Genomic DNA, 25,034 nt, shown 5'->3' with positions numbered 1-25,034 from the left:
TAAAAAAGCCCACACTAATGTGCGAGCTTTTTTATACTTATAAAATACTTATCGTTTTCCTTTTTCATAAGGAGTTCCTAATGCTTTCGGAGCTTCAGAACGACCTACAAAACCAACAAGCGCTAATATTGTGAATACATATGGTAATATCGTTAATAAAACACTTGGAATTTGATCTAATACAGGAATTGTTCCGCCCGTTACACTAAGAGATTGTGCAAAACCAAAGAATAGAGCTGCACCTAGTGCGCCTAGTGGATTCCACTTTCCAAAAATCATAGCAGCTAAAGCTAAGAAACCTTGTCCTGTAATAGTTGCCCCTGAGAAGTTATTAGAAATTGACATTGCAAAAATCGCTCCACCAATTCCAGCAAACACTCCTGAAATACAGACTCCAATATAGCGCATTTTATATACGTTAATCCCCATCGTATCCGCTGCCATTGGGTGTTCACCAACAGCACGTAGACGAAGACCGAACGGTGTTTTATAAATAACATACCAAACAACGAATGCTAAAATAATGGCAATATACGACGTTATTGGTACGTTCGAGAAAAATATTTTCCCTAAAACCGGAATATCCGAAAGGCCTGGAATATCAATCTTTTCAATACGATACTGAATAAAGTCAGTCTGCCCTTTATCAAAAATCTTCTTAATTGCAAATACCGTTAAACCAAGAGATAAGAAGTTAATTGCTACACCACTTACAACTTGATCTGCTCGGAATGTAATAGAAGCTACCGCATGAAGTAATGCAAATAATCCACTACCAATTGCCGCAAATAATAACGCAATCCACGGAGTCATCGTTCCCCAAGTATCACCCATTAATAAGTTTGTAACAACTCCAATAAATGCACCAAATAGCATTAGTCCTTCTAATCCGATATTTACAACACCCGATCGTTCACTAAATACACCACCTAGTGCTGTGAAAATGATAGGTGCCGATGTATATAACGTACCCGTCACAAGAATGGCTAATATATCTAAAAAGCTCATTTATTTCCCCTCCTTGCTCATGCGTGTAAGCGCCCATCTTAACACATAACTACATGCAACAAAGAAGATGATACATGCAATAATTACATTAATAAGCTCTGATGGTACATCTGCCTCAAAGTTCATTTGAGGGGAAGCACTTTTCAAACCACCAAATAATAAAGCTGAAAGGATTATCCCAAACGGATTATTCCCTCCAAGTAATGCTACAGCAATCCCATCAAATCCTACTCCTGTAAACGAAGACATCGCTGTCATACTCTGGAATGTTCCTAATCCTTCCATCGCTCCACCAATCCCCGCAAATGCACCAGCAATTGTCATGGAGAATACTACATTACGAGAAACTTTCATACCTGCATATTGAGAAGCATGCTGATTAAATCCTACCGACTTTAATTCGTAGCCTAAAGTTGTTCGATCTAATAAGAACCACATTAAAATAGCAATTAATATTGCTACAATAATTCCCCAGTGAAGACGCGAACCATCAGTAATAGAAGCAAGCCAGTCTGAAGATAGTGATGCACTCTCTTTAATGTCATACGTTTTATCATTACCTTCATGTAAAAAGCGCTTAATGATGTCATATGTTACATATAATGCGATATAGTTCATCATAATTGTTACAATAACCTCATTAACTTGAAACTTTCCTTTTAAATATCCAGGAATGAAGCCCCAAATTCCTCCTACCAATGCTGCGAATAAAATAGATAATGGAATATGAAGGAAAGCTGGTAGTGAAACTGCATAACCGAACCAAACCGCTGCAAGCCAACCAACTAGCAATTGACCCTCTACCCCGATATTAAATAAACCTGTACGAAATGCAAACGCCACTGACAAACCAGCAAGAATAAGCGGTATCATTGTACGAAGCGTTTCACCAATCGCACTTGCGCTGCCGAACATCCCTGTCCAAAGTGCACTATAACCAACAATTGGATCATAACCACTAACTAGCATTACAATCGCTCCGACAAGTAAGCCAAAAATAACGGATAGTACTGGGACTAAAATATTTATCGTTCGTTCTGTTAAAAGTTTTTTAGCCATTTGTACCCACCTGCTCCTTCTTTGTTCCTCCAGCCATTAACAATCCAAGCTGTTGTTCATTCGTTTCTTTCGCATCAACTATTGCTACAATTTTCCCTTCATAAATAACAGCAATTCGATCGCTAACATTTAAGATTTCATCTAACTCTAGTGATAAAAGTAATACACCTTTCCCTTTATCCCTTTGCTCTATTAATCTCTTATGAATAAATTCAATTGCTCCTACATCTAAACCACGTGTTGGCTGTGCTGCGATTAATAAATCTGGATCACGGTCTACTTCACGTGCAATAATTGCTTTTTGTTGATTTCCCCCAGATAGAGCGCGTGCTAACGTTTGCTCACTAGGTGTACGTACATCAAACTGTTCAATAAGAGCCTTTGCTTTTTCTGTAATTTTGCTGAAATTTAAAATCCCTTTCTTTGAAAACGGATTCTTATAGTACGTTTGCAGAACTATATTATCTCTAACAGAAAAATCAAGGACGAGTCCGTGTTTATGACGATCTTCTGGAATATGACCAATTCCTTCTTCTGTTATTCTTCTAACAGGCCAATTTGTTATTTCTTTCCCTTTAATTGCAATAGAACCTGACTCAACTTTTCGTAAACCAGTAATTGCTTCTATTAATTCACTTTGTCCGTTTCCATCAATCCCTGCAATCCCAACAATTTCCCCCGCACGAACAGTTAAGTCAAGGCCTTTTACAGCAGGTAGTTGACGTGCATCGTGAACAACAAGGTTTGCAATTGAAAGTACCTCTTCTTTTGGTTTCGCGTCTATTTTTTCTGTTTTAAAATTCACTTGACGTCCGACCATTAATTCTGCAAGTTTATTTTCATCCGTATTTGCAACGTCAACCGTTCCAATTCCTTTTCCTTTACGAATAATCGTACAACGATCGCAAACTTCCATAATTTCTTTCAACTTATGTGTAATAAGAACAATAGATTTTCCTTCTTGCACAAGCTTTTTCATAATTTGAATTAGCTCATGAATTTCTTGCGGTGTTAACACAGCTGTCGGTTCATCAAATATTAAAATTTCTGCACCGCGGTAAAGAGTTTTCAAAATCTCAACACGCTGTTGCATACCAACTGAAATATCCTGTATTTTCGCATATGGATCTACAGCTAAACCGTATTGTTCAGACAGTTTTTGAATTTCTTTAGCAGCTTCCTCAACAGCAATTTTCCCTTTTTTCTTCGGTTCATTTCCGAGAATAATATTTTCTGTAACTGTAAAATTATGAACAAGCATAAAGTGCTGATGAACCATTCCAATACCAAGGTCATTTGCCACATTCGGATTGGTAATGTTTACAGACTTTCCTTTAATTTTAATTTCACCTTGTTCTGGTTGGTACAAACCAAATAGTACATTCATCAATGTGGATTTCCCTGCACCATTTTCTCCAAGTAAAGCATGTATCTCACCCTGCTTTACTTGCAGCGTAATATCATCATTCGCTACAATGCCTGGGAATACTTTCGTAATGTTATTCATCTCAATTACGTATTCCATTGTGTTCCTCCTTTTAACAGGGAACATTCCCTATTACACTATTAACTTATTAAGCAATTCGGAAGTTTTATACATACAAAGGTTAGTTCTATGAACTAACCTTTGCTATTTCTCTATTTATTTTTTTAGAGAAGCTTCATATTCTTTATACTCTTTATCTGTAGCTGGTACTTTAATTTCACCGTCTGTAATTTTCTTTTCAAGCTCTTCTACTTTTGTTAAAATTTCAGGGTTAACTTTTTTCACGTTGTCAGTTGTTTTTGCAATACCAACACCGTCATCTTTTAAACCAAACGCTTCTACTTTACCGCCTTTTAACTTACCGTCTTTCGCTTCTTGTGCTACTTTTTCAACAGCGATATCTACACGTTTTACCATTGAAGTTAATGTTACGTTTTCAGGCATACCTTCTTGGTTTTGGTCACGGTCAACACCGATTACCCAAACATTTTCACCTTTTTTCTTACGGTTTTTCGCTTCAGTGAATACACCGTTACCTGTACCACCAGCAGCATGGTAAATTACGTCTACGCCTTGACCGTACATTGCTGATGCAAGAACTGTACCTTTTTCAGGTTTATCAAATGCTTCTGCATATTCAGATACGATTTCAATGTTTGGATTTACTGCTTTTGCACCCGCTTTAAATCCATTTTCGAATTTACTAATTAAATCACTCTTCATCCCACCAACAAATCCTACTTTATTTGATTTTGTTGACATAGCTGCTACCGCACCTACAAGGAATGATCCTTCATGATCTTTAAATGTAATGCTCGTTACGTTTGGTGCATCTACTACAGTATCAACGATTGCAAATTGTTGTTTTGGAGATTCTTTTGCTACTTCTTTAATTGCACCTTCTAATTTATAACCAATTCCGAAAGATAAATCATACTTATCTTTTGAAAATTTCTTTAAGTTTGGAATATAATCCGCTTCTTTTTCAGACTGTAGGTAACGATAATTTGTCTTTTCCTTTAATCCATTATCTTTACCAAACTTTTTTAGTCCTTCCCAAGAAGATTGGTTGAACGATTTGTCATCAACGCCCCCAACATCCGTTACCATACCAACCTTGAAGTCTTTCGTGTCTTTCTTGTCACTGCTTGCCTTATCCGAGTTACCACATGCACCTAAAACTGTACTTGCTACTAATGTTAATGATAATAAAAGACCTGCTTTTTTCTTCATACTAGAAACCCCTCCAAAAATGATATATATTTATTTATTCTTTCGCTGCTGTCCCTTACTTCTTGCTGTCACCTCCCTAAAAAGGAACTTACCTACATACGCTTTCTTAATACGTGGAAGCTAAACTTATCAGCTCTAAAGTAATTGATAGAATATAAGATTGGCTCATCATTTTGATCATAGTGCATTTGTTTTAATACAAGCAGTGCTGTTTCAGGCTCACATTCTAAAATTGGTGAGATTTTAGGGTGATAGCCAATTGGCTCAATGTGAGCAACCGCATATGTTATGCGCTTATGCGTGTTATTATGTATCACCGTTAATAATGATTCCTCATTGTAACCCGATAAATCTGGCAATATTTCTTTTGCAAGTTTATCGATACAATATACAACAGGTTCCCCATCTGCTGTACGCACGCGTTCAATCATCACTGCATTAAAACCATCTTCACTATTAAACTTCTCTTTTTCCTCTTCTGTTAAAGTTGTAGTAGATGATGATAAAAAGATCGTTCCTGGTGTTTTCCCCACACTAGAAATCATATCTGTAATACTAGAAAGTTGTTCTATTCCAGAAGAAAATAATGGCTTTGCATTTACAAATGTCCCTACACCATGTCTACGAATGACAACATTTTCTTCTTCTAAAATACGTAATGCTTCCCTTAAAGTCGCTCTACTTACGCCAAGTTCTTTCGCTAAATCAAACTCCGATGGTAACTTTTGTCGTTCTTTATAAGCCCCATCTTTAATTTTTTCTTTGATGTGATCAATCACCCGTAAATATAGGTGACGACTATCGGATTTTACTGACATAAGACTCCCCCGCATTTCAATTATTCGACCTCTGATGTAAGACTTCTTTTCTCTTTTTTCAACTTACAACATAGTACAAATGACTAACCACTAAAAATAAGCACAATTGTCGAATAAATAATAATAATTTTTTAAAATGAAATTTTCACTCTTTACTGTATAAAAAAAACTTTGCACCATAAACATTCCTCATTTCGAGAAAAAGTTCGGCACAAAGATCCTTTACATCCTTTGTTACACACTTTTCCCCTCATAGTCTAGCAATTCATGGTTGCCAGGTAGAAACTTATGGACCTTATCTCCAAGATTATATGAGGCAGTGATTCTTTTCGAAGTAATCTTACCACTTGCTCTCATACGTGTCAACAAAATCCAACATTTTTCTGCATTAAATATCGAACATTTACATAAAACATACTCAAAGTATTCGTATTCTATAGGGACCCTATAAATGTAAGCCCTTTCTTTATTGCTGAGTATAGTATATAACAAAAACACTATATAAAAAAGCCTAATTGTAAAAACAATTAGGCTTTTTTTAAGAACTTTTTTCTTGTACATCATTAATGAGTACTTCTCTCGGTTTACTACCTTCATATGGACCTACTACACCATTCATTTCCATTGCATCAATTAGACGAGCAGCTCGCGTATAACCTACTCTAAACCTACGTTGTAGCATAGAAACAGATGCTGTTTGCATTTCCACTACAAGTTGAACCGCTTCATCATATAATTCATCTTCTACTTCCTGCTTCGTATCAGGAACATCTTGCGGAATCATATCTTCTTGATATTGTGCTTTTTGCTGTCCAATAACATATTCTACAACTCTCTCAACTTCATCATCTGATAAAAATGCGCCTTGTACACGTACAGGTTTCGATGCACCAATTGGTATAAACAGCATGTCGCCACGACCTAATAGCTTCTCTGCACCACCACCGTCAAGAATTGTACGAGAATCTGTTTGAGAAGATACAGCGAATGCAATACGTGATGGAATATTTGCTTTAATAACACCCGTAATAACGTCAACTGACGGACGTTGCGTTGCAATAATTAAATGAATACCAGCAGCACGAGCCATTTGCGCTAGACGCATAATCGCATCCTCTACATCAGACGAAGCAACCATCATTAAATCTGCTAACTCGTCCACAATTACTACAATATACGGTAATTCGGGTTGTTTCGCTTCTGATTGACTATTATGTTCTTTTATATAATCATTGTATCCTTCAATGTTACGTGTACCACTATGAGCAAATAATTCATAACGACGTTCCATCTCACTCACAACTTTTTTCAATGCTTGCGATGCTTTTTTCGGATCAGTTACAACTGGCGTTAACAAATGAGGCACACCGTTATATACATTTAACTCTACCATTTTCGGGTCAATCATCATTAATTTTACTTCATGCGGTTTTGCACGCATTAAAATACTAACAATAATACCATTAATACATACACTTTTCCCGCTACCTGTCGCACCAGCTACGAGTAAATGGGGCATTTTATTTAAACGGGCTAATACAGCTTCACCTGTAATATCTCGGCCAAGACCAATTAACAACTTCTCTTCCGGATGATTATTAGCCTTAGAATCAAGAACTTCCCTCAGCGTTACCATCGAAACTTCTGAGTTCGGAACTTCGATCCCTACAGCTGATTTCCCGGGAATTGGCGCCTCAATACGAATGTCCTTTGCAGCTAAAGCAAGGGCTAAATCATCACTTAAACTGACAATTTTGCTTACCTTTACCCCCATATCAGGATACACTTCATATTTTGTAACTGCAGGACCTCTATGCACTTTGGTTACTTTCGCTTTCACTCCGAAACTTTGGAATGTACGTTCTAATTTACGAGCATTCTCATAAATTTCCGCGTTTTCATTTGTAACTTGCTTATTCTTTGGAAATTTTAATATATCAAGTGAAGGAAGCTTGTAATCTTTATTTTCTACATTTGAAAATTGCATAGGAGGTGCTTGCGCTTCACTCTCTAACGATTCAACGATTTTTTCTCCACGCTTTTTCTTTGATTCTTCAATTGGTGGAGTCTCTTCAATAAACGGTGAAGTGATCAAATCTTCTTGCTCTACTTCAATTCGTTTATCCTCTTCTTCATTTACAGGATAATTCTCAGTGAAATTTGAAATAATTGGCGGATCAATTTGGATTTCTTCCATCGGCTCAATAACTTCTTCTTGTTCTGCAGCACGTTTGCTTCTTGTACTTCTTGTTGTTTTTTTCTTTTCTGTTTGTTCAGCCGTTCTTTTGGATCTCCAATCTTTATAATCCCCTTGTATCACTTGAAATTGACTTCTAAGAATTCTACCAACTGGAGCTAACACTTCTCCAATATGTTTATTTGTTATACAGAGTACCCCGAGAATAACTAAAATAATTCCAATGATATAGGCTCCTACTTCGTCGAATAGGAAGTAACATGTCGCGAACATAAGCGCACCAAACATACCACCACCTAAATGAACGCTATCTGGCCCTTTTTTCATTTCAAGAAAGAAGTTATCTTTCGTACTCACAATAACAGAAGTATTTTGCACTGCTCCATCTTTTGTAAGAAGGTTAAATAATGTAATATGACTAAACATTAATATTGCCAATACAATTAAATAAAATCCAATTAACCGTTTATTTAAAAGGTTCGGCCATCCGCGTTTTATAACAAAGGAAACCGATAAAGCTATTACACCTAACACACCAATTATGTACCACTCACCAAAGAAGAAGCGAAAAAATAACACAAACGATTTCCCTACAACGCCTAGCTGTAAAATCGTAATGATTGAAAGTGCAAAAAGAGTTAAACCGACGATTTCATAATACAAAGTTGGCTTTATCGTACGTCTTGCCTTTGCCTTCGTCCCTCTTTGCTTTTGTTTTGCCATTTCTTCACCTCGTGTTCTACATATAAGTAAAGCTCTCCTAAAAACACTCTATTTATATGTCTGTTTTCTCTATTTTTCAGGTCTTTATATCTTCTATTTTTACACTTCTTGTAAAATGCTAAATAAACAGAAGAAAGCAGCCTACTCATGGCTGCTCAACCGTCTTGTTTTTTATATTATACCATAGCTTCTAAACAAAATCCTTCTTTTTGCTAAAAGGTTATTTTCTGACCTGGCTCAAACTCTAAATAGTGAAGTGGGTCCGTACTTAGCACACGTACAATAGAATAACACCCATGTTCCTCTTCAGAAACCATTAATTCCACACCATTTATATTTACAACTTTTTGACTTTCACATTGTGAATAATCGGCCGGATACACAAGTTGCTCTGGCATAATTGTATATAAAATCATTGTAACATTGTCCCTTCTGCACTACCTTCCGCGCGAACATCGATTAATTCGTTTAATTTTCGAATTGCATTTCCAATACCACCAACATCATCTATAAGACCGTACTTTACTGCATCCCCACCAATTACATTCGTCCCAATATCTCGCGTTAAATTTCCTTTCGCAAACATAAGCTCTTTAAAACGATCTTCTGTTACTTTCGAGTGCTTCGTCACAAAACGAATGACTCTTTCTTGCATCTTATCCAAATACTCAAATGTTTGTGGCACACCTATGACAAGACCTGTTAAACGAATTGGATGAATTGTCATCGTCGCAGTTTCCGCAATAAACGAATAGTCAGTAGAAACAGCAATCGGTACACCAATGGAATGTCCCCCACCTAAAACTAAAGATACTGTTGGCTTTGAAAGTGAAGCTACCATTTCAGAAATTGCTAGTCCAGCTTCAACGTCACCTCCAACCGTATTTAATATTAACAGCAAACCTTCAATTTTTGGATTTTGTTCAATCGCAACAATTTGCGGAATGATATGCTCGTATTTTGTTGTTTTATTTTGCGGCGGTAATTGAACATGACCTTCCACTTGTCCGATAATCGTTAAACAATGAATACGTGATTCATTCATCTGTGGTACATTTGTCTGTCCAAGCTGTTGAATTTTTTCTACTATTGAAGCCTCTTTTCCAGCTTCTTTTGGCTCAGCTTCTTTTTCTTCATTTGTATATCGATCACGTTCTGTCATTTCGCATCCCCTTTCACTCGTATATAACTATTATTTCTTAAGTTATAAATTTCATTCGATAGGGTTAAAAAGAAAAAAAAGATCACCCATAAGGGTGATCTTTTTTATACTTCCATAATAATCGGTAAAATCATAGGTTTTCTCTTTGTCTCTTCGTACAAGAACTGTCCTAATAATTCACGAATATTTTGTTTTAACATTGACCATTCAATCGAATATTCTTTAATTGACTGCTCAACAATCATACGTACAATCTCTGTAGATCGTTCAATTAACGCTTCTGATTCACGAACATATACGAAACCACGTGAAATGATTTCTGGACCAGAGATAATTTTCTTTTCATCTTTACCAAGTGTTACAACAACTACTAATATTCCATCTTGAGATAACATCTTTCTATCTCGAAGAACGATATTACCAACGTCACCTACACCTAATCCATCAATTAAAACATTACCAGCTTGTACTTTACCGACTAAGTTCGCTTCATCGTCACCAAAAGCAATTACATCGCCTTTTTCTACGATAAAGATATTTTCTCTTGTAATACCTACATCTTCAGCTAAATACGCATGTGCTTTTTGCATACGAAACTCACCATGTACGGGTACAAAGTACTTCGGTTTCATTAAATTTAACATTAATTTTAATTCTTCTTGGCTACCGTGACCTGAAACGTGAACTTTTCTTTCGCCGTAATAAACAACTTCAGCTCCAGCTCTAAATAACAAATCAATAATTTTTGATACAGATATTTCATTACCCGGAATTGGCGAAGCAGCAATGATAACAGTATCACCTTTACGAATTGAAATTTGTTTATGTGCTTGTTTTGCCATTCTAGATAGAGCAGCCATCGGTTCACCTTGACTACCTGTCGTTAAAATAGCTACCTTTTTCTCTGGGAAGTTGTCTACTTCTTGTAATGAAATAACCATACCTTCTGGAACATCTAAATAACCAAGACGTCTTGCAATGTCTACTACTTTCACCATACTACGTCCTACTACCGCTACTTTTCGCCCTGTTTCGGCAGCTGCATCAAATACTTGTTGAATACGATGTACATTCGATGCAAATGAAGCAACGATAATACGACCTTCTGCGCCGTAGAACACTTTAGAAATTTCTACACCAACTTCTTTTTCTGAACCTGTATACCCTGGACGCTCTGCATTTGTACTATCAGATAATAGGCAAAGTACACCTTCATTTCCGATTTGCGCCATTTTCCCAAGATCTGCTCCACTATTTCCAATTGGAGTTTGATCGAATTTAAAGTCTCCAGTATATACGATTGCACCTTTTGATGTATGGAAACAAACGCCAACAGAATCCGGAATACTATGTGTCGTTCCGAAGAATGACACTGTTGTAGTGTTAAACTCTACTGTTGAATTTGAATCGATTGTTTTTAGGTCTACACGGCCTAACATGCCCGCTTCACCAAGTTTTTCTTGTATAAGTCCTACTGTTAATTTCGTTGCATAGACTGGAATAGATAATTTACGAAGCACATACACAATTCCACCAATATGATCTTCATGACCGTGAGTAATAAATAAACCTTTTACTCGCTCTTGATTTTCCACTAAATATGTAATATCAGGAATAACGATATCAATTCCAAACATTTCATCTCCCGGGAACATTAACCCCGCATCTACGATAAAGATTTCAGAATCAATTTCAACACAGTACATGTTTTTCCCGATTTCACCTACTCCACCAAGAGCAAATACTTTAACAGACTCATTCTCTTTTCTCTTCATGTTGTTGCCTGGTTTAAAAATCTTGCAAACACTGATTTCACTAAAATTGCAGAGACACCAGGGGAAACTCTACAACCACCATATTTTCACCGTCCAAGACGAATGTCCTTACCGTTATGCGATATCATGTCCTTGTTTATTTTTTAAACCAGGTTTCACCTCTCTTTCATTATATAAATCAAATATCTTATTCGATATGATATGAAAATTTAATTAAATTATAATTTTTCCCAATTTTGCTAAGCATACCCGTACTAAGCTACTTAGCCATATTATACCTGATACAAGAAATAGAACACAAGTTAAATCGTGCGAAAGAAAGAGGAAAAGAACGGAATGACAACAAAAGTATCGAACGTATTTCCTTTATATTTACTCCGATTTTATACTCCATATTATTTTGAAGAACTAGCCATACATACGCTAAATTCATTTCATAATAGGGAGTTTCAAGATTTATTTTTCTAGAATCCAACAAAAACACTTACAAAATGGAGTTTTTTTATGAATTACGTCACATTTGAGGGGATTTCTCTAAAAACAGACACCGTAGTTTATTACGTTTATGCCATAATATCTATCATTTTTTGACTCAGTTAAAGGGGTACGATTATTTTCTTATACACATAATGAAGAAGCGATTAATATTCTTATAAGAACACATATAAGTAAGAAAAAGAGGAAAAGATTTGCATATAATAAAAAATGACCTAGTCCTACACTAGGTCATTTTTTATTAACGAGGGATAGATTGCATTACAGATTGTAACGTTACTCTTTCTTCTTCTGTTAATGGAAGAAGTGGTAAACGTACAGAACCTACATCTAATCCAACCATTTGTAACGCTGTTTTTACTGGAGTTGGACTTGGCGCCATAAATAATGAATCAGTTACTCTTACAAGTAATTGATGTAATTTTTGTGCCTTCTTAAATTCTCCTGCTTGAAATGCTGTAATCATTTCTTGCATTTCGTTTCCGATAACATGAGAGGCTACCGAAACGATACCTTTCGCTCCAACTGCCATAGCTGGTAACGTTAAACCGTCATCACCGCTGTATACCGCAAAGTCGTCCGCTGTTTTTTCAATGATTTCTGTCATTGTTAACACATCGCCGCCGGCATCTTTAATAGCAACAATGTTTTCTATTTCTGATAAACGAACAACTGTATCAACGGAGATTTGTACAATAGATCGTCCTGGAACGTTATATAGCATAACCGGAAGCGGCGTGCTTTCAGCAATTGCTTTAAAATGCTGATACATTCCTTCTTGACTCGGTTTGTTATAATACGGTGCTACTAGCATTACTGCATCCACACCAACTTCTGTTGCCTTTTTAGTTAAGTCAATAGAAGCATGCGTATTATTGCTACCTGTTCCAGCGATTACGGGCACTCTTTTATCGACAACAGATACGACATGGCGATATAACGCTACTTTCTCTTCTGAAGTTAATGTAGGAGATTCTCCTGTCGTTCCTCCTACCACGATTGCTGTTGTACCGTTATCAATTAAATAATTTACCAATTTCGTTGTCTTTGCAAAATCGATATTCCCGTTTATATCAAACGGTGTTACCATCGCGGTTGCAATTGTCCCAAAATCTATCATGGTCTCACTCCTTATTGTTCCAGTTGCTTTTCTTTTGAAAGCTCAAACGCACTATGTAATGCATTTACAGCCTCCACTAAATCAGTTTCTTTTACAAGAACCCAAATTGTTGTATGACTATCTGCCGATTGCAGGATTTGAATACCTTTTTCCGTTAAAGCTGTAACGATTTTCGCAGTAACCCCTGGGTATCCTGCCATTCCAGCTCCAACGATAGATACTTTCGCACAATGCTCTGTCACAATTGGCTCATATCCAAGGTTCTTTAATAATTTAACTGCATGACTTGATACATTATCACTCACCGTATATGCTACACCAGTAGGTGAAATATTAATTAAATCGACACTTATTCCTTCGTTCGCCATCTCTTTAAACACATGTTGTTGCAAATCATATGCCGTTTCTTTTGCAAGCACTTTAATTTGCGTTACGTTTGATACGTGGGCGATACCTGTAACAGGACGTTCTTCTACATCACGACCTCTTGTAGCACCGTCATATGCTGAAATAAGCGTACCTTCACTATCAGAATACGTAGAACGTACACGAAGTGGCACTTTTGCATGCATCGCAATTTCAACTGCACGTGGATGAACGACTTTCGCACCTTGATAAGCCATGTTACAAATTTCGTTATACGTTACAGTTTGAAGATGACGTGCATCTTTTACAATACGAGGATCCGCAGTCATAACACCTTCTACATCAGTGAATATATCGATGTATTCAGCATGAAGTGCAACACCTAATGCTGAAGCTGAAGTATCACTACCTCCGCGTCCAAGTGTTGTCGTATCACCTTTTTTCGTTTGCCCTTGGAATCCTGTAACGACGATTACATCTACATTTTCTAACTCTTCATGTATACGATCGCAATTCATTTCAATAATCTTTGCATTCGTAAAGTCATCATTCGTTACAAAACCAGCTTGTGCACCATTTAATGCTGCTGCTTTTATACCGTTCTCATTCAACATATTAGAGAAAACAATTGCAGAGATTAACTCTCCGCACGATAATAATAAATCTTGCTCACGTTTAGAAATAGTAGATTCCTCTTGATTTACAAGACTTAATAACGTATCCGTTGCATATGGTTCACCTTTACGACCCATAGCAGATACGACAGTAACTACTTTATAACCAGCAGCTAATGATTTCTTTATATGATGAAGCGCATGCTTACGTCCATTGTCATCACGTACTGATGTGCCACCAAATTTTTGAACAATTATTTTCATATTTTGCACCTTCTCTTAGCCGTTTACACTAATTGTAATTTTACTAAGCGCTCTGCAATTTGAACAGAATTCCATGCAGCGCCTTTTAATAAGTTATCAGATACGACCCAAAGATGGAATCCTTTATCGTTATTTAAATCTTTACGGATTCTTCCAACGAATACTTCGTTTTTACCTACTGCAGTAGCTGGCATTGGATATAACTGCTCTTCTGGATTATCTTGCAGAACAATACCTTCCGCATTTGCAAGTAAGCTCTTTAATTCTGCTACTGTTACGCCTTCTTTTTCTACTTCGATGTAAACAGACTCAGAGTGTCCTGATACAACTGGTAAACGTACACATGTTGCCGCTACTTCTAATTCAGGCATATGCATAATTTTTTTTGTTTCGTTAATCATTTTCATTTCTTCAAATGTAAATCCATTATCTTGGAACTTATCAATCTGTGGAATCGCATTAAAAGCAATTGGGAAATGCTTCTTATCACCTGATACAGGAAGAACATTTGCCTTAACTTCTTCGCCATTTAAGATTGCTTGTGATTGTTCATGAAGTTCTTCAATAGCTGCCGCACCAGCACCTGATACAGCTTGATATGTGGAAACGATTACTCGTTTTAAACCATATTGCTGACGAACTGGCTCAAGAGCTACTACCATTTGAATTGTAGAACAGTTTGGATTTGCAATAATACCATTATGTTCTTTTAAGTCGTTTTCATTTACTTCAGGTACAACAAGTGGCACGTTTTCTGTCATACGGAATGCACTTGTATTATCAACAACAATCGCACCGCGTTTTGCTGCTTCTGGCGCTAATTGTTTCGATACAGATCCACCAGCACTAAATAGTGCGATATCTACTCCTTCAAAGCTTTCAGGAGTTGCCTCTTGAACTGTAAATTCTTCGCCTTTAAATACAAGTTTCTTACCTGCAGATCGTTTAGATGAAAGTAACGTTAATTTCCCGATTGGAAATTCTCGTTTCTCTAAAGTATTTAACATTTGTTCACCAACTGCGCCGGTTGCTCCAACTACAGCGACATGAAAAGTTTTTTGCTTTTCCATCACTATGCCCCTTTCTAGATACCAATCCTTCTATAACTTAGAATCAGAAGGAGTATACAATACCCCTTCTAATCTTAATAACGTTAATTTTATCATATTCTACAGTAAGAATGATGGTTTCATCAAAAATTGTCCGTTTTTTTTCGTTTTTTAATTCATATATCTGAATTTTTCTACGACCACCGGTTGCAATTGCTTTCCTTGCAGCGCTTCTAATACTGTATCTTCCAGTAACTCCATACGAGCTACCATTGAGTTCGGTTTTTTCTCTGGCGCATCTTGACCGAATGGGACGAAATAGATATTTTTTGTGGCCATTAGGCGCATGAGGTTTACCCCATTTAATCCTAAAGCATCATTCGTCGAAACTGCCAATACGACAGGCTTGCCATTTCTTAGCGTCGCTTTTGCTGCCATTAGTACTGGAGAATCTGTCATTGCATTTGCAAATTTACTCATAGAATTTCCTGTTAAAGGAGCGATTACCATGCAGTCTAATGGAATTTTAGGTCCAAGTGGCTCTGCTCCAACAATTGAATTAATTGCTTTAAAACCTGTTATTTCTTCAATCTTCTTAATCCACTCTGCTCCTTCTCCAAATCTAGTATTTGTTGATTGAACAGTGTATGAAACAACGGGACGTACTTCTGCCCCTTCAGCAATTAATTTTTCTAAGTGCGGCATAACTTCCTCATACGTACAATGTGAACCCGTAAATCCGAAACCAATTCGTTTCCCCTTCAAACTCATTTCTTTTCCTCCTCCTTTGCAATTGCATCTGCTGCTAATAACTGAGAAAGAACATTTGCTAAAATTTGCCCAGCCGTTTTTGGAGCAACAATACCTGGTAATCCAGGTGCTAGCAACGCTTTGACTCCTCTTTTTTCCGCATATCTAAAGTCAGTACCACCTGGTTTAGAAGCTAAATCAATCACTAACGTATGAGCTGGCATTTTTGCAATAACATTCGCTGTTACAACGAGGTGCGGAATTGTATTGATTACAATATCGATATTCCCTACTTCTTTCTCTATGTCTTGCATATGAAAAGGAGAAAACATCATTTCTGTAATACGTGCAATATGTTCAGATCGTCTTGCTCCAACTTTGACATGGGCTCCTAATGATTGAAATGCTCTCGCAACACTCATTCCTGTTCTACCAAATCCTAGAACCATTACATTGGACCCATGAATTGTATAGTCGGTATGTTGAATTACCATCATTAATGTACCTTCTACAGTTGGAATAGAATTGTATATTGCCACATCATCACGATCAAATAATTTAACAAGTTTTCGGTTCGTAGTAGATACGAGATTTTCCAAGTAAGGTGTACCAATACCCGAATATATAGTAAAGTGTTCTGGTGTATTTTCAATTTGTTCTTTCGTTATTGAAACTTTTTCATTTGAAAAAATAGTATCTACTTCTCCTTTAGCATTTGTACCTGCAACCGGCAAAATGATTGCGTCTACAGAAGTGAAATCTAAATTTTGTATACTTTCTTTTGCTGCCCCTGTGAAACCATGATCTAACTGATCAAACCCTATCAAAGAAAGTTTCGCATCCAATTCAACTAGCTTACGAATTACTTCTAGCTGCCTTGCATCTCCTCCTATGACAGCAATATGCATCTCAGTCAACATTCCCTAATTCACCTTCTTTTTCTGTCATTTATAAGAAAAGTGCCTACTTTTTCTTTTTCCTCCACATCATATGTAATGTACGAGTTTATGGTGATTGAAAATCCAAATGCACATATGATTTATCAGGTTTCTATGTAGATACAAAAAAAGATGACCAAAATGGCCATCCTTCACTCCGAATTTGAACGATCTATACTATCACAAAGAAGCATATCATGTCCGACTTTCTTTATTTGATTCCATGCCACCCTTACTTCTTGTGGTTCCTTTTTAAAACCTCCCCACTTCCCTACAGGTATTATAAGTGTTTGTATTTGTCCGTCTTTCTCATTAATCTCTAAATCCATATAACCTAAGACTCCCATTTTTTCCGCTTTTTCTATATCTACAACCTCTTTACCACTTAATTCACTTAATCGCATACATACTCCACTCCCCTACTGAATTTTTCATTTGCATTGTCTATAATTAGTACCTATTCTATATGTATAAAAAAATAACCTTCTCTCATTTAAAAAGAGAGAAGGTTATTATCAGATACATCATAAAAATCGATTATAGTTTTATTCCTTTTGGAAGTTTTCCGTCTGGACTAATAAGTGCCGCAGAGAATTCATCAGTAAACATGTTGCGAATTAATCCGTCCACATTTTCTTTTGTTACAGTGTTTACACTTTCAATAATCTCATCAAGTGAACGATGTTTACGAAGAAGCAATTCATTTTTACCGTTACGACTCATACGGCTATTTGTACTTTCTAAACTTAACATTAAGTTTCCTTTTAATTGCTCTTTACTATTCATAAGCTCTTTTTCTGTAATACCTGTATTTTTCAATGTCTCTAATGTTTCTTGCATTGTTTCATACAGTGTATCTAATTGTTGGCTACCTGTTCCACCGTAAAGTGTTAACATACCTGTATCTTCATAAGAAGAGTGGTAAGAAAATACCGAGTAAGCTAATCCACGTTGCTCACGTACTTCTTGGAATAAACGGCTACTCATGCTACCACCTAAAACATTATTTAATACAATTAAGTTATAAATATCTTCGTGTCCCATTTGTAAGCCTTTATATCCTAGACATAAATGAGCTTGTTCCGTTTCCTTTTTACGGGCTACCTTATTGAAATGGAAAATTGGGCTATGTACTTGTTCACGGTTTGTTGTTCCTTCATAACTACCGAAATATTGCTCCACTGTTTGTAAAAATGCTTCATCAATATTTCCTGCAACTGATACAACTACATTTTCAGGTGTGTAATGATCTTTTATATATTGACGTAACGTATCACCTGTAAACGTATTAAGCGTTTTTTCTGTTCCTAAAATAGGATATCCAAGTGGATGCGTTTCATATGTTGCTTTCGTTAACATATCATGCACAATATCATCTGGCGCATCTTCGTACATTTTAATTTCTTCACATACGACATTCTTCTCTTTTTTCAGTTCTTCCTCATCAAATGTTGAATTAAAGAACATATCTGCTAAAACATCTAAAGCATATTTAGCATGCTCATCTAATACTTTTGCATAGTAACAAGTATATTCTTTTGAAGTAAATGCATTCACTTGACCACCAATGCTATCAAATGATTCTGCAATCTCTCGTGCACTACGTGTTTCTGTCCCTTTAAAGAACATATGCTCTAAAAAGTGAGAAATCCCATTATTTTTTTCATTTTCATTTCTTGATCCCGCATGGATCCAAATACCAATTGCAACCGATCTTACAGTTGGTATATTCTCCATAACTATTCTTACACCATTTTTACAAGTATATTTTTTAATCAAAAACTTTCCTCCTACTGCCAGTTTCTCTAAATAAAACGCTATTATTTAATGATAACAAGTTTAAGGATGAATGTCATGCAAATGTATTTAATCCACACGTTTTTCATCCAGTAATTCAGTTATATTCCCCACTTTATATCCTTGTTCCTTCAATTTTATAATCATTGTTTCTAAAGCCTCTGCTGTAGACGAAGTAGGATGCATTAATATGATAGCACCTGGATGTATTTTTCTCATTACTCTCTGCAATAGTACATCCGGCTCAGGTCGCTTCCAATCAATCGTATCTACAGTCCACATAATCGTTCCCATTTGAAAATCATCTGCAATCTTTACGACTTCATCTCGAAAGCTTCCACTCGGCGGGGCAAACCATCTTACTTTTTGATTCGTTGCTACTTCTATCATTCGATTTGTTTTTTGTAACTGATCTCGTATTTCATCTGACGATAACGTTTTCATATTAGGGTGTGTGTATGAGTGATTTCCAACTTCTTGTTTTGCATCGACAATCATTTTTGCAAACCGCAAATTTTCTTTCACCCAACGTCCTTCTAAAAAGAAAGTGGCCTTCACATCATGCTTTTTCAAGATTTCTAATATGCGAGGCAAATACTCATTTCCCCATGCCACATTTATTGTTAATCCTACCATCTTTTTATTTGGATGCCCTCTATAAATTGGAGCTGGTGATAAATCTTCCAAATGAACACTCGGTGAGACTTCTTTGAATTCAAGATATTTTTGATCAAATTCCTTTAGCTTCTTCATATTATTATACGATGCTTCAATATCCACTTGTCTTCCATTATATCCAGGTGTTGCCTTCCATATTTTATCAATCATCGCATTTTGAGGTGCAATCTCATACTGTTTTGCATGCTTTTGAATTTCTTCATGCAAGTTATCTTGTGCAAAAACAGAATAAGAGCCTAAACTGACATATAAAGAAAATATACATATGTATGCCAATATACGAACTTTCATATAAACCCTCCCAAATTAACTATATAAAAACATTTTCTTCTTATCTTTGTTAATTTGAGCGTTATAATGAAAACTATACCTATACCGACATAAAAATATATGAACATCATGTTTTTTACATAACAAAAAAAGCCAGTTTAACTGGCTTTTACTTATTGCTGCTCTTGTTTGTTTTCTTCTTTAGCAGCTTCTTTTTCTTGCTCTTCTTTTAGCAATACTTTTCTAGATAGATTTACGCGACCTTGCTTGTCAATCTCGATAACTTTAACTGTAATTACATCACCGATTTTCACAACGTCTTCTACTTTACCTACACGCTCAAGTGCAAGTTCAGAAATATGAACTAATCCATCTTTACCGCTGAATAATTCAACGAAAGCACCAAATTTCTCAACACGTTTCACTTTTCCTTCGTAGATCTCACCTACTTGTACTTCGCGAACGATATCTTCGATAATCTTCTTAGCTTTGTCGTTCATTTCTTGATTTATTGATGAAATGAATACTGTACCATCTTGCTCGATGTCAATTTTAACGCCAGTTTCTTCAATAATTTTATTGATTTGTTTACCGCTTGGTCCAATAACGTCACGGATTTTATCTGGGTTGATTGTCATTGTAATAATCTTTGGAGCGTAAGCTGATAATTCAGTACGTGGCTCTGCAATAACAGATAACATATGATTTAGAATGTGCACACGACCAATTTTCGCTTGTTGTAATGCCTCTTCTAAAATCTCACGTGATAAACCATCGATTTTAATGTCCATTTGCAGCGCAGTTACACCTTGTGCTGTACCTGCTACTTTAAAGTCCATATCACCTAAATGATCTTCCATACCTTGAATATCAGATAAAATTGTGTAATGCTCACCAGATTTAACCAGACCCATTGCAATACCTGCAACTGGAGCTTTAAGTGGAACACCCGCATCCATCATTGCTAAAGTACTACCACAAATACTTGCTTGTGAAGTAGAACCATTTGATTCTAATACTTCAGATACAAGGCGTACTGTGTATGGGAAATCTTTTTCAGATGGAATTACAGGCTCAAGTGCGCGCTCTCCTAGTGCACCGTGACCAATTTCACGACGACCTGGTCCACGCATCGGTCTTGTTTCACCAACACTAAATGATGGGAAATTGTAATGGTGCATAAAGCGTTTTGATTCTTCTACACCAAGACCATCTAAAATTTGCACATCGCCTAATGCACCTAATGTACAAATACTTAATGCTTGTGTTTGTCCACGTGTGAATAAACCAGAACCGTGTGTACGAGATAAAATACCAACCTCTGATGCTAAAGGACGGATTTCGTCACCTTTACGGCCATCTGGGCGAATTTTTTCAACTGTAATAAGACGACGTACTTCTTCTTTTACAATTTTATATAAAATCTCATTTACTTGTCCTAATGTATCAGCGTCAGCTTCCTCAGCTTCGTAATGCTCAATTACACGCTTTTTCACTTCGTTAATTGCATCTTCACGTGCATGTTTCTCATGTACTTGAATTGCAGAATGCATATCCTTCTCAGCCATTTCGCGTACAGCTTGATTAAGATCAGCGTCAACTTCATAAAGTTTCACTTCTGATTTCTCTTTACCTACAGCTTCTACGATCTCTTCTTGGAATGCAATTAAACGTTTAATTTCATCATGACCAAACATAATTGCTTCTAACATTGTTTCTTCAGGCACTTGATCTGCTCCTGCTTCAACCATGTTAATCGCATCTTTCGTACCAGCTACAACTAAGTGGATATCACTTTGTTCTTGCTGTTCTACTGTTGGATTAATAACGAATTCGCCATTAATACGACCAACTGTCGCACCAGCGATTGGACCTTCAAATGGAATATCTGAAATCGATAACGCTAATGAAGAACCAAGCATAGCTGCCATTTCAGAAGAACAATCCTGATCAACACTCATTACAATGCTGACAACTTGTACTTCGTTACGGAAACCATCTGCGAATAGCGGACGAATTGGACGGTCGATTAAACGACTTGCCAAAATTGCTTTTTCACTTGGACGACCTTCACGCTTAATAAAACCGCCAGGAATTTTTCCGACTGCATATAAACGCTCTTCATAGTTTACTGTAAGTGGGAAAAAATCTACATTTTTAGCTTCTTTTGATGCAGTTGCTGTAGATAGAACCGCTGTATCGCCATATCTTACTAATACTGCTCCGTTCGCTTGTTTGGCAAGCTGACCAGTTTCAACTGTTAGCTGGCGACCAGCTAAATCTATCGAGAAGACTTGCTTTTCTTGACTCATTTAAGTACCCCTCTCAATTTAAAGTATTCAATTCTTCTATGTAAATGGATAGTATATCACAATATTCTACCTCTAGTATTGCCTAAAATTAAGTAAGCTATAAAGCGTAGAAGATATATTTTTACCTAACAAAAAAGCGGGAATATTCCCGCTTCTTTGACTATCGACGTAAGCCAAGCTTTGTGATTAATTCACGGTAACGTGTGATATCGCTATTACGAAGGTAAGTTAGTAAATTACGACGTTTACCAACCATCTTTAATAGACCACGACGTGAATGATGATCTTTCTTGTGAGTACGTAAGTGCTCGTTTAGAGTGTTAATTTGCTCCGTTAGGACAGCAATTTGAACCTCTGGAGAACCAGTATCAGTCTCATGAGTTCTAAATTGTGCAATGATTTCATTTTTACGCTCTTGTGTTAAAGCCATCCTATTTCACCTCCTATTAATTAAACCCCCAATTACCTAGCAAGCGTCGGTGAGTCGCAATGCCAAGCAATGGTTGTCATAAAGTACATAACATAGAATACTACTTTTCATTTGAAAAAGCAAGTATATTCTTTTCGCTCGCAAAATATTCTTGTGCTGTTTTCTTATCTTTTGCGATTTGTTCAACTAACTCATCAATGCCATTGAATTTCTTCTCTTCTCTTATACGCATATGCCACTCTACTGTAACATTTTGATCGTATATATCTTTGTTAAATTCAAATAAGTGCACTTCAATTGATAATTGACGCTCATCTTCTTTAAAAGTCGGTTTATATCCAATATTACATACACCATCGTACCATTCATCGTGAACTTTTAATCTCACTGCATAAACACCTACAGGTGGCAATAAATACTCATCACTTAAACCTACATTAGCTGTTGGAAAACCAATTTGACGCCCACGTTTGTCGCCGTGTATAACTGTTCCCGCTACAGTATAGGCTCTACCTAAAATAGATGGAATTTGTTCCATTTCGCCATTTCGAATTAACTTTCGTAATGCTGTAGAACTTACTTTCTCTTCTTGAAATTCAACTTTTTCAATCACAGTCTGTGTAAACTCCCCTCTTGCATGAAATGGTAAAGTCTCCATCTTTCCTTTTCCTAAACGTCCATATGAATAATCAAACCCTGCTACTACATGCTTTACATTTAAACCAATAATATAATCATCTACAAATTGTTGTGGTAATAACCCTGCAAATGATTCATCAAATTTAATCACATATAATATATCGATTCCTAAGCTTTCGACTATTTTTTCTTTATCACGCATTGGTGTAATATACTCCACATGCGCATCCTTTTTCCCTAAAACAACAGATGGATGAGGATGAAATGTCATAACTGCACTTTTATATCCTCGGTCGTCCGCTATTTTTTTCGCAGTTCGAATTACACATTGATGTCCTAAATGAATGCCATCAAAAAATCCTAATGCCATTACAGTAGGTGGTAATTCTAATTTATTTTGTTCATGTGGATGAGTTAAATGAATAAGTTTCACGCTTGAATTCACCTTTTTCTGTAATAATCCTTCCAATAATTCATTATAGCTTTAGTTCTTGATTATTCACAAGTACTTTCATCGGCTTTAACATGCCAGGATGTTTCGGATGATGTTCATAAATTGCTAAGCAACGATCATTTTTATTAAACACTGTAATAAATGGTGCTGTTATTTCTAATTCATTCTTTAAGAACATACCATTCTTGATTTTCTCTGCTTGCTTTTCATCTACAACCATTTTTGGAAACTTACTTAATGCTTCATCAATTGAAATGAGGATAGACTCTACTGTTCCATTTTGCACGTTTTCTTCAATTTCTTCAAATGATATGCAATCTTCTAATAAAAATTCACCAGATGCCGTTCTTACAAGGTGAGACATATGTGATGGGAAACCAAGTTTCTCCCCGATCATTACCGCTAACGTTCTTACATATGTTCCTTTACTACACGTTACACGGAAACGGAATGAAATATTTTCTCCTTCAAAAACTTCACGGTCATCAAGTAATACGAATTCATGAATCGTAATTGTACGAACTGGACGTTCCACCTCTTGTCCTGCTCTTGCATATTCATATAATTTTTTCCCGTTTACTTTTACAGCTGAGAACATTGGTGGCATTTGTTCAATCGTGCCTGTTAATTCCGCTAGTACCTCTTCTACTTCTTTACGTGTAATAACACGGTTTACATCTTGTTTCTCCACAACTTCACCAGAAGCATCTTCTGTTGTTGTTGAAAACCCTAATGTTACTTCACCTTCATATGTTTTCGTTTCACTTGTTAAAAATTGTGCAATCTTCGTTGCTCTCCCCACACAAAGTGGTAATACTCCCGTTACATCTGGGTCTAATGTTCCCGTATGACCAATTCTCTTTTCTCGCAATATCTTTCTTAATTTAAATACACAATCATGTGATGTCATGCCTTTTGGCTTATGTAATAATACTACACCTTCCATATATGTTCACCTCATCATAATTCTTTCGTAGTAAATATCCAAAACTTATTTTGCATTGAAAAAATGGATAGACAAATGTCTATCCATTATTCTTCACGTTTACCGTCTTTATTAATTTCATGTAAAAGTGTATCAATTCGATGACCATATCCGATAGACTCATCAAACTCAAAGGTAATTTCCGGTGTTTTACGAAGACGAATACGTTGGCCAATTTCTGAACGAATAAAGCCTTTTGCCTTCGCTAAACCTTTTAACGTATTTTCTTTCTGTTCTTCGTCACCTAAAACAGAAATATATACTTTGGCAATTTGCAAATCACCACTCACTTGTACATCTGTTACTGTAACAAATCCGATACGTGGGTCTTTAATTTTACGACTAATGATGTCGCCTAATTCTTTTTTCATTTGCTCGCCTACACGGTTTGCACGTAATTTCATAACTCTTC

General features: G+C 36.3%; 22 protein-coding genes and 1 riboswitch. All 22 genes read right to left on the bottom strand.

Annotated features, from left to right (window positions below; all coding sequences use genetic code 11):
* Positions 1 to 48: 48 nt before the first annotated feature.
* The 22 genes from MRP26_RS07920 to rbfA all read right to left on the bottom strand — a co-directional run bounded on the left by MRP26_RS07920 (position 49) and on the right by rbfA (position 25,026).
* Complete coding sequence (locus tag MRP26_RS07920) at positions 49 to 1,008, bottom strand: ABC transporter permease (RefSeq protein ID WP_000008857.1); 960 nt, start codon at positions 1,006 to 1,008, stop codon at positions 49 to 51.
* The gene (locus MRP26_RS07915; RefSeq protein ID WP_001085255.1) at positions 1,009 to 2,067 is read right to left on the bottom strand and encodes an ABC transporter permease; all 1,059 of its coding nucleotides are present in this window, start codon (positions 2,065 to 2,067) and stop codon (positions 1,009 to 1,011) included. It lies immediately after the preceding gene.
* Positions 2,060 to 3,592, bottom strand: a complete 1,533-nt coding sequence (locus tag MRP26_RS07910) for an ABC transporter ATP-binding protein (protein ID WP_000456925.1) — start codon at positions 3,590 to 3,592, stop codon at positions 2,060 to 2,062. The genes MRP26_RS07915 and MRP26_RS07910 overlap by 8 nt, the downstream gene beginning before the upstream one ends.
* Before the next feature lie 117 nt (positions 3,593 to 3,709).
* Entirely contained in the window at positions 3,710 to 4,786 is a 1,077-nt protein-coding gene (locus tag MRP26_RS07905) for a BMP family lipoprotein (RefSeq protein ID WP_000725773.1), read from the bottom strand.
* 92 nt (positions 4,787 to 4,878) lie between these two features.
* Positions 4,879 to 5,604, bottom strand: coding sequence for a GntR family transcriptional regulator (locus MRP26_RS07900; protein ID WP_000114182.1), 726 nt, complete (start codon positions 5,602 to 5,604; stop codon positions 4,879 to 4,881).
* Positions 5,605 to 5,837: 233 nt separating this feature from the next.
* Positions 5,838 to 5,939, bottom strand: a riboswitch (purine riboswitch).
* Between the two features lie 203 nt (positions 5,940 to 6,142).
* On the bottom strand, positions 6,143 to 8,524 hold the full coding sequence (locus MRP26_RS07895) for a DNA translocase FtsK (RefSeq protein WP_001118792.1): 2,382 nt from the start codon (positions 8,522 to 8,524) through the stop codon (positions 6,143 to 6,145).
* Between the two features lie 212 nt (positions 8,525 to 8,736).
* The gene (locus tag MRP26_RS07890; RefSeq protein WP_000605020.1) at positions 8,737 to 8,940 is read right to left on the bottom strand and encodes a YlzJ-like family protein; all 204 of its coding nucleotides are present in this window, start codon (positions 8,938 to 8,940) and stop codon (positions 8,737 to 8,739) included.
* Positions 8,937 to 9,686, bottom strand: a complete 750-nt coding sequence (gene tepA, locus MRP26_RS07885) for a translocation-enhancing protein TepA (protein WP_000139807.1) — start codon at positions 9,684 to 9,686, stop codon at positions 8,937 to 8,939. The genes MRP26_RS07890 and tepA overlap by 4 nt, the downstream gene beginning before the upstream one ends.
* Before the next feature lie 104 nt (positions 9,687 to 9,790).
* A complete protein-coding gene (locus MRP26_RS07880) occupies positions 9,791 to 11,461 on the bottom strand; it encodes a ribonuclease J (RefSeq protein ID WP_000823089.1) in 1,671 nt (556 codons plus the stop codon).
* A gap of 736 nt (positions 11,462 to 12,197) precedes the next feature.
* Positions 12,198 to 13,076, bottom strand: a complete 879-nt coding sequence (dapA, locus tag MRP26_RS07875; RefSeq protein ID WP_000564763.1) for a 4-hydroxy-tetrahydrodipicolinate synthase — start codon at positions 13,074 to 13,076, stop codon at positions 12,198 to 12,200.
* An 11-nt stretch (positions 13,077 to 13,087) separates the two neighbouring features.
* Positions 13,088 to 14,320, bottom strand: a complete 1,233-nt coding sequence (dapG, locus tag MRP26_RS07870; RefSeq protein WP_242806093.1) for an aspartate kinase — start codon at positions 14,318 to 14,320, stop codon at positions 13,088 to 13,090.
* Positions 14,321 to 14,343: 23 nt separating this feature from the next.
* On the bottom strand, positions 14,344 to 15,390 hold the full coding sequence (asd, locus tag MRP26_RS07865) for an aspartate-semialdehyde dehydrogenase (protein WP_000414846.1): 1,047 nt from the start codon (positions 15,388 to 15,390) through the stop codon (positions 14,344 to 14,346).
* A gap of 150 nt (positions 15,391 to 15,540) precedes the next feature.
* Positions 15,541 to 16,140 carry a dipicolinate synthase subunit B gene (gene dpaB / locus MRP26_RS07860; RefSeq protein WP_000053596.1) on the bottom strand — a complete coding sequence of 200 codons (600 nt, stop codon included), beginning with the start codon at positions 16,138 to 16,140 and terminating at the stop codon, positions 15,541 to 15,543.
* Positions 16,137 to 17,039, bottom strand: a complete 903-nt coding sequence (gene dpaA, locus MRP26_RS07855; protein ID WP_000954735.1) for a dipicolinic acid synthetase subunit A — start codon at positions 17,037 to 17,039, stop codon at positions 16,137 to 16,139. Before dpaA ends, dpaB begins: the two co-directional genes overlap by 4 nt.
* A 170-nt stretch (positions 17,040 to 17,209) precedes the next feature.
* Positions 17,210 to 17,461 (bottom strand): YlmC/YmxH family sporulation protein, encoded by a 252-nt coding sequence (locus MRP26_RS07850; protein WP_001239757.1) that lies wholly within the window; start codon positions 17,459 to 17,461, stop codon positions 17,210 to 17,212.
* A gap of 133 nt (positions 17,462 to 17,594) precedes the next feature.
* Positions 17,595 to 18,836, bottom strand: a complete 1,242-nt coding sequence (locus MRP26_RS07845; protein WP_242806092.1) for a M16 family metallopeptidase — start codon at positions 18,834 to 18,836, stop codon at positions 17,595 to 17,597.
* 87 nt (positions 18,837 to 18,923) lie between these two features.
* Entirely contained in the window at positions 18,924 to 19,823 is a 900-nt protein-coding gene (locus MRP26_RS07840) for a polysaccharide deacetylase family protein (RefSeq protein ID WP_053563762.1), read from the bottom strand.
* 152 nt (positions 19,824 to 19,975) lie between these two features.
* Entirely contained in the window at positions 19,976 to 22,114 is a 2,139-nt protein-coding gene (pnp, locus tag MRP26_RS07835; RefSeq protein WP_242806091.1) for a polyribonucleotide nucleotidyltransferase, read from the bottom strand.
* Positions 22,115 to 22,274: 160 nt separating this feature from the next.
* Positions 22,275 to 22,544, bottom strand: coding sequence for a 30S ribosomal protein S15 (gene rpsO, locus MRP26_RS07830; RefSeq protein ID WP_001229392.1), 270 nt, complete (start codon positions 22,542 to 22,544; stop codon positions 22,275 to 22,277).
* A gap of 100 nt (positions 22,545 to 22,644) precedes the next feature.
* Entirely contained in the window at positions 22,645 to 23,616 is a 972-nt protein-coding gene (gene ribF / locus MRP26_RS07825; RefSeq protein WP_000766703.1) for a bifunctional riboflavin kinase/FAD synthetase, read from the bottom strand.
* A gap of 43 nt (positions 23,617 to 23,659) precedes the next feature.
* On the bottom strand, positions 23,660 to 24,583 hold the full coding sequence (truB, locus tag MRP26_RS07820) for a tRNA pseudouridine(55) synthase TruB (protein WP_242806090.1): 924 nt from the start codon (positions 24,581 to 24,583) through the stop codon (positions 23,660 to 23,662).
* Between the two features lie 86 nt (positions 24,584 to 24,669).
* Entirely contained in the window at positions 24,670 to 25,026 is a 357-nt protein-coding gene (gene rbfA, locus MRP26_RS07815) for a 30S ribosome-binding factor RbfA (RefSeq protein WP_000776437.1), read from the bottom strand.
* Between the last annotated feature and the right edge of the window lie 8 nt (positions 25,027 to 25,034).

It is taken from the genome of Bacillus sp. CCB-MMP212 (assembly GCF_022748145.1).
In the GTDB taxonomy this organism is placed as follows: Bacteria; Bacillota; Bacilli; order Bacillales; family Bacillaceae_G; genus Bacillus_A; species Bacillus_A cereus.
The sequence above is the reverse complement of the archived record's forward strand: the minus strand, read 5'-3'. Positions and strand labels throughout refer to the sequence as shown.

What these genes read in the sequence shown, in the direction of transcription:
- MRP26_RS07920 (WP_000008857.1), bottom strand. Translation starts at nt 1,008, where the DNA reads ATGAGCTTTTTAGATATATTAGCCATTCTTGTGACGGGTACGTTATAT.
- MRP26_RS07915 (WP_001085255.1), bottom strand. Translation starts at nt 2,067, where the DNA reads ATGGCTAAAAAACTTTTAACAGAACGAACGATAAATATTTTAGTCCCA.
- MRP26_RS07910 (WP_000456925.1), bottom strand. Translation starts at nt 3,592, where the DNA reads ATGGAATACGTAATTGAGATGAATAACATTACGAAAGTATTCCCAGGC.
- MRP26_RS07905 (WP_000725773.1), bottom strand. Translation starts at nt 4,786, where the DNA reads ATGAAGAAAAAAGCAGGTCTTTTATTATCATTAACATTAGTAGCAAGT.
- MRP26_RS07900 (WP_000114182.1), bottom strand. Translation starts at nt 5,604, where the DNA reads ATGTCAGTAAAATCCGATAGTCGTCACCTATATTTACGGGTGATTGAT.
- MRP26_RS07895 (WP_001118792.1), bottom strand. Translation starts at nt 8,524, where the DNA reads ATGGCAAAACAAAAGCAAAGAGGGACGAAGGCAAAGGCAAGACGTACG.
- MRP26_RS07890 (WP_000605020.1), bottom strand. Translation starts at nt 8,940, where the DNA reads ATGATTTTATATACAATTATGCCAGAGCAACTTGTGTATCCGGCCGAT.
- tepA (WP_000139807.1), bottom strand. Translation starts at nt 9,686, where the DNA reads ATGACAGAACGTGATCGATATACAAATGAAGAAAAAGAAGCTGAGCCA.
- MRP26_RS07880 (WP_000823089.1), bottom strand. Translation starts at nt 11,461, where the DNA reads ATGAAGAGAAAAGAGAATGAGTCTGTTAAAGTATTTGCTCTTGGTGGA.
- dapA (WP_000564763.1), bottom strand. Translation starts at nt 13,076, where the DNA reads ATGATAGATTTTGGGACAATTGCAACCGCGATGGTAACACCGTTTGAT.
- dapG (WP_242806093.1), bottom strand. Translation starts at nt 14,320, where the DNA reads ATGAAAATAATTGTTCAAAAATTTGGTGGCACATCAGTACGTGATGAC.
- asd (WP_000414846.1), bottom strand. Translation starts at nt 15,390, where the DNA reads ATGGAAAAGCAAAAAACTTTTCATGTCGCTGTAGTTGGAGCAACCGGC.
- dpaB (WP_000053596.1), bottom strand. Translation starts at nt 16,140, where the DNA reads ATGAGTTTGAAGGGGAAACGAATTGGTTTCGGATTTACGGGTTCACAT.
- dpaA (WP_000954735.1), bottom strand. Translation starts at nt 17,039, where the DNA reads ATGTTGACTGAGATGCATATTGCTGTCATAGGAGGAGATGCAAGGCAG.
- MRP26_RS07850 (WP_001239757.1), bottom strand. Translation starts at nt 17,461, where the DNA reads ATGCGATTAAGTGAATTAAGTGGTAAAGAGGTTGTAGATATAGAAAAA.
- MRP26_RS07840 (WP_053563762.1), bottom strand. Translation starts at nt 19,823, where the DNA reads ATGAAAGTTCGTATATTGGCATACATATGTATATTTTCTTTATATGTC.
- pnp (WP_242806091.1), bottom strand. Translation starts at nt 22,114, where the DNA reads ATGAGTCAAGAAAAGCAAGTCTTCTCGATAGATTTAGCTGGTCGCCAG.
- rpsO (WP_001229392.1), bottom strand. Translation starts at nt 22,544, where the DNA reads ATGGCTTTAACACAAGAGCGTAAAAATGAAATCATTGCACAATTTAGA.
- truB (WP_242806090.1), bottom strand. Translation starts at nt 24,583, where the DNA reads ATGGAAGGTGTAGTATTATTACATAAGCCAAAAGGCATGACATCACAT.
- rbfA (WP_000776437.1), bottom strand. Translation starts at nt 25,026, where the DNA reads ATGAAATTACGTGCAAACCGTGTAGGCGAGCAAATGAAAAAAGAATTA.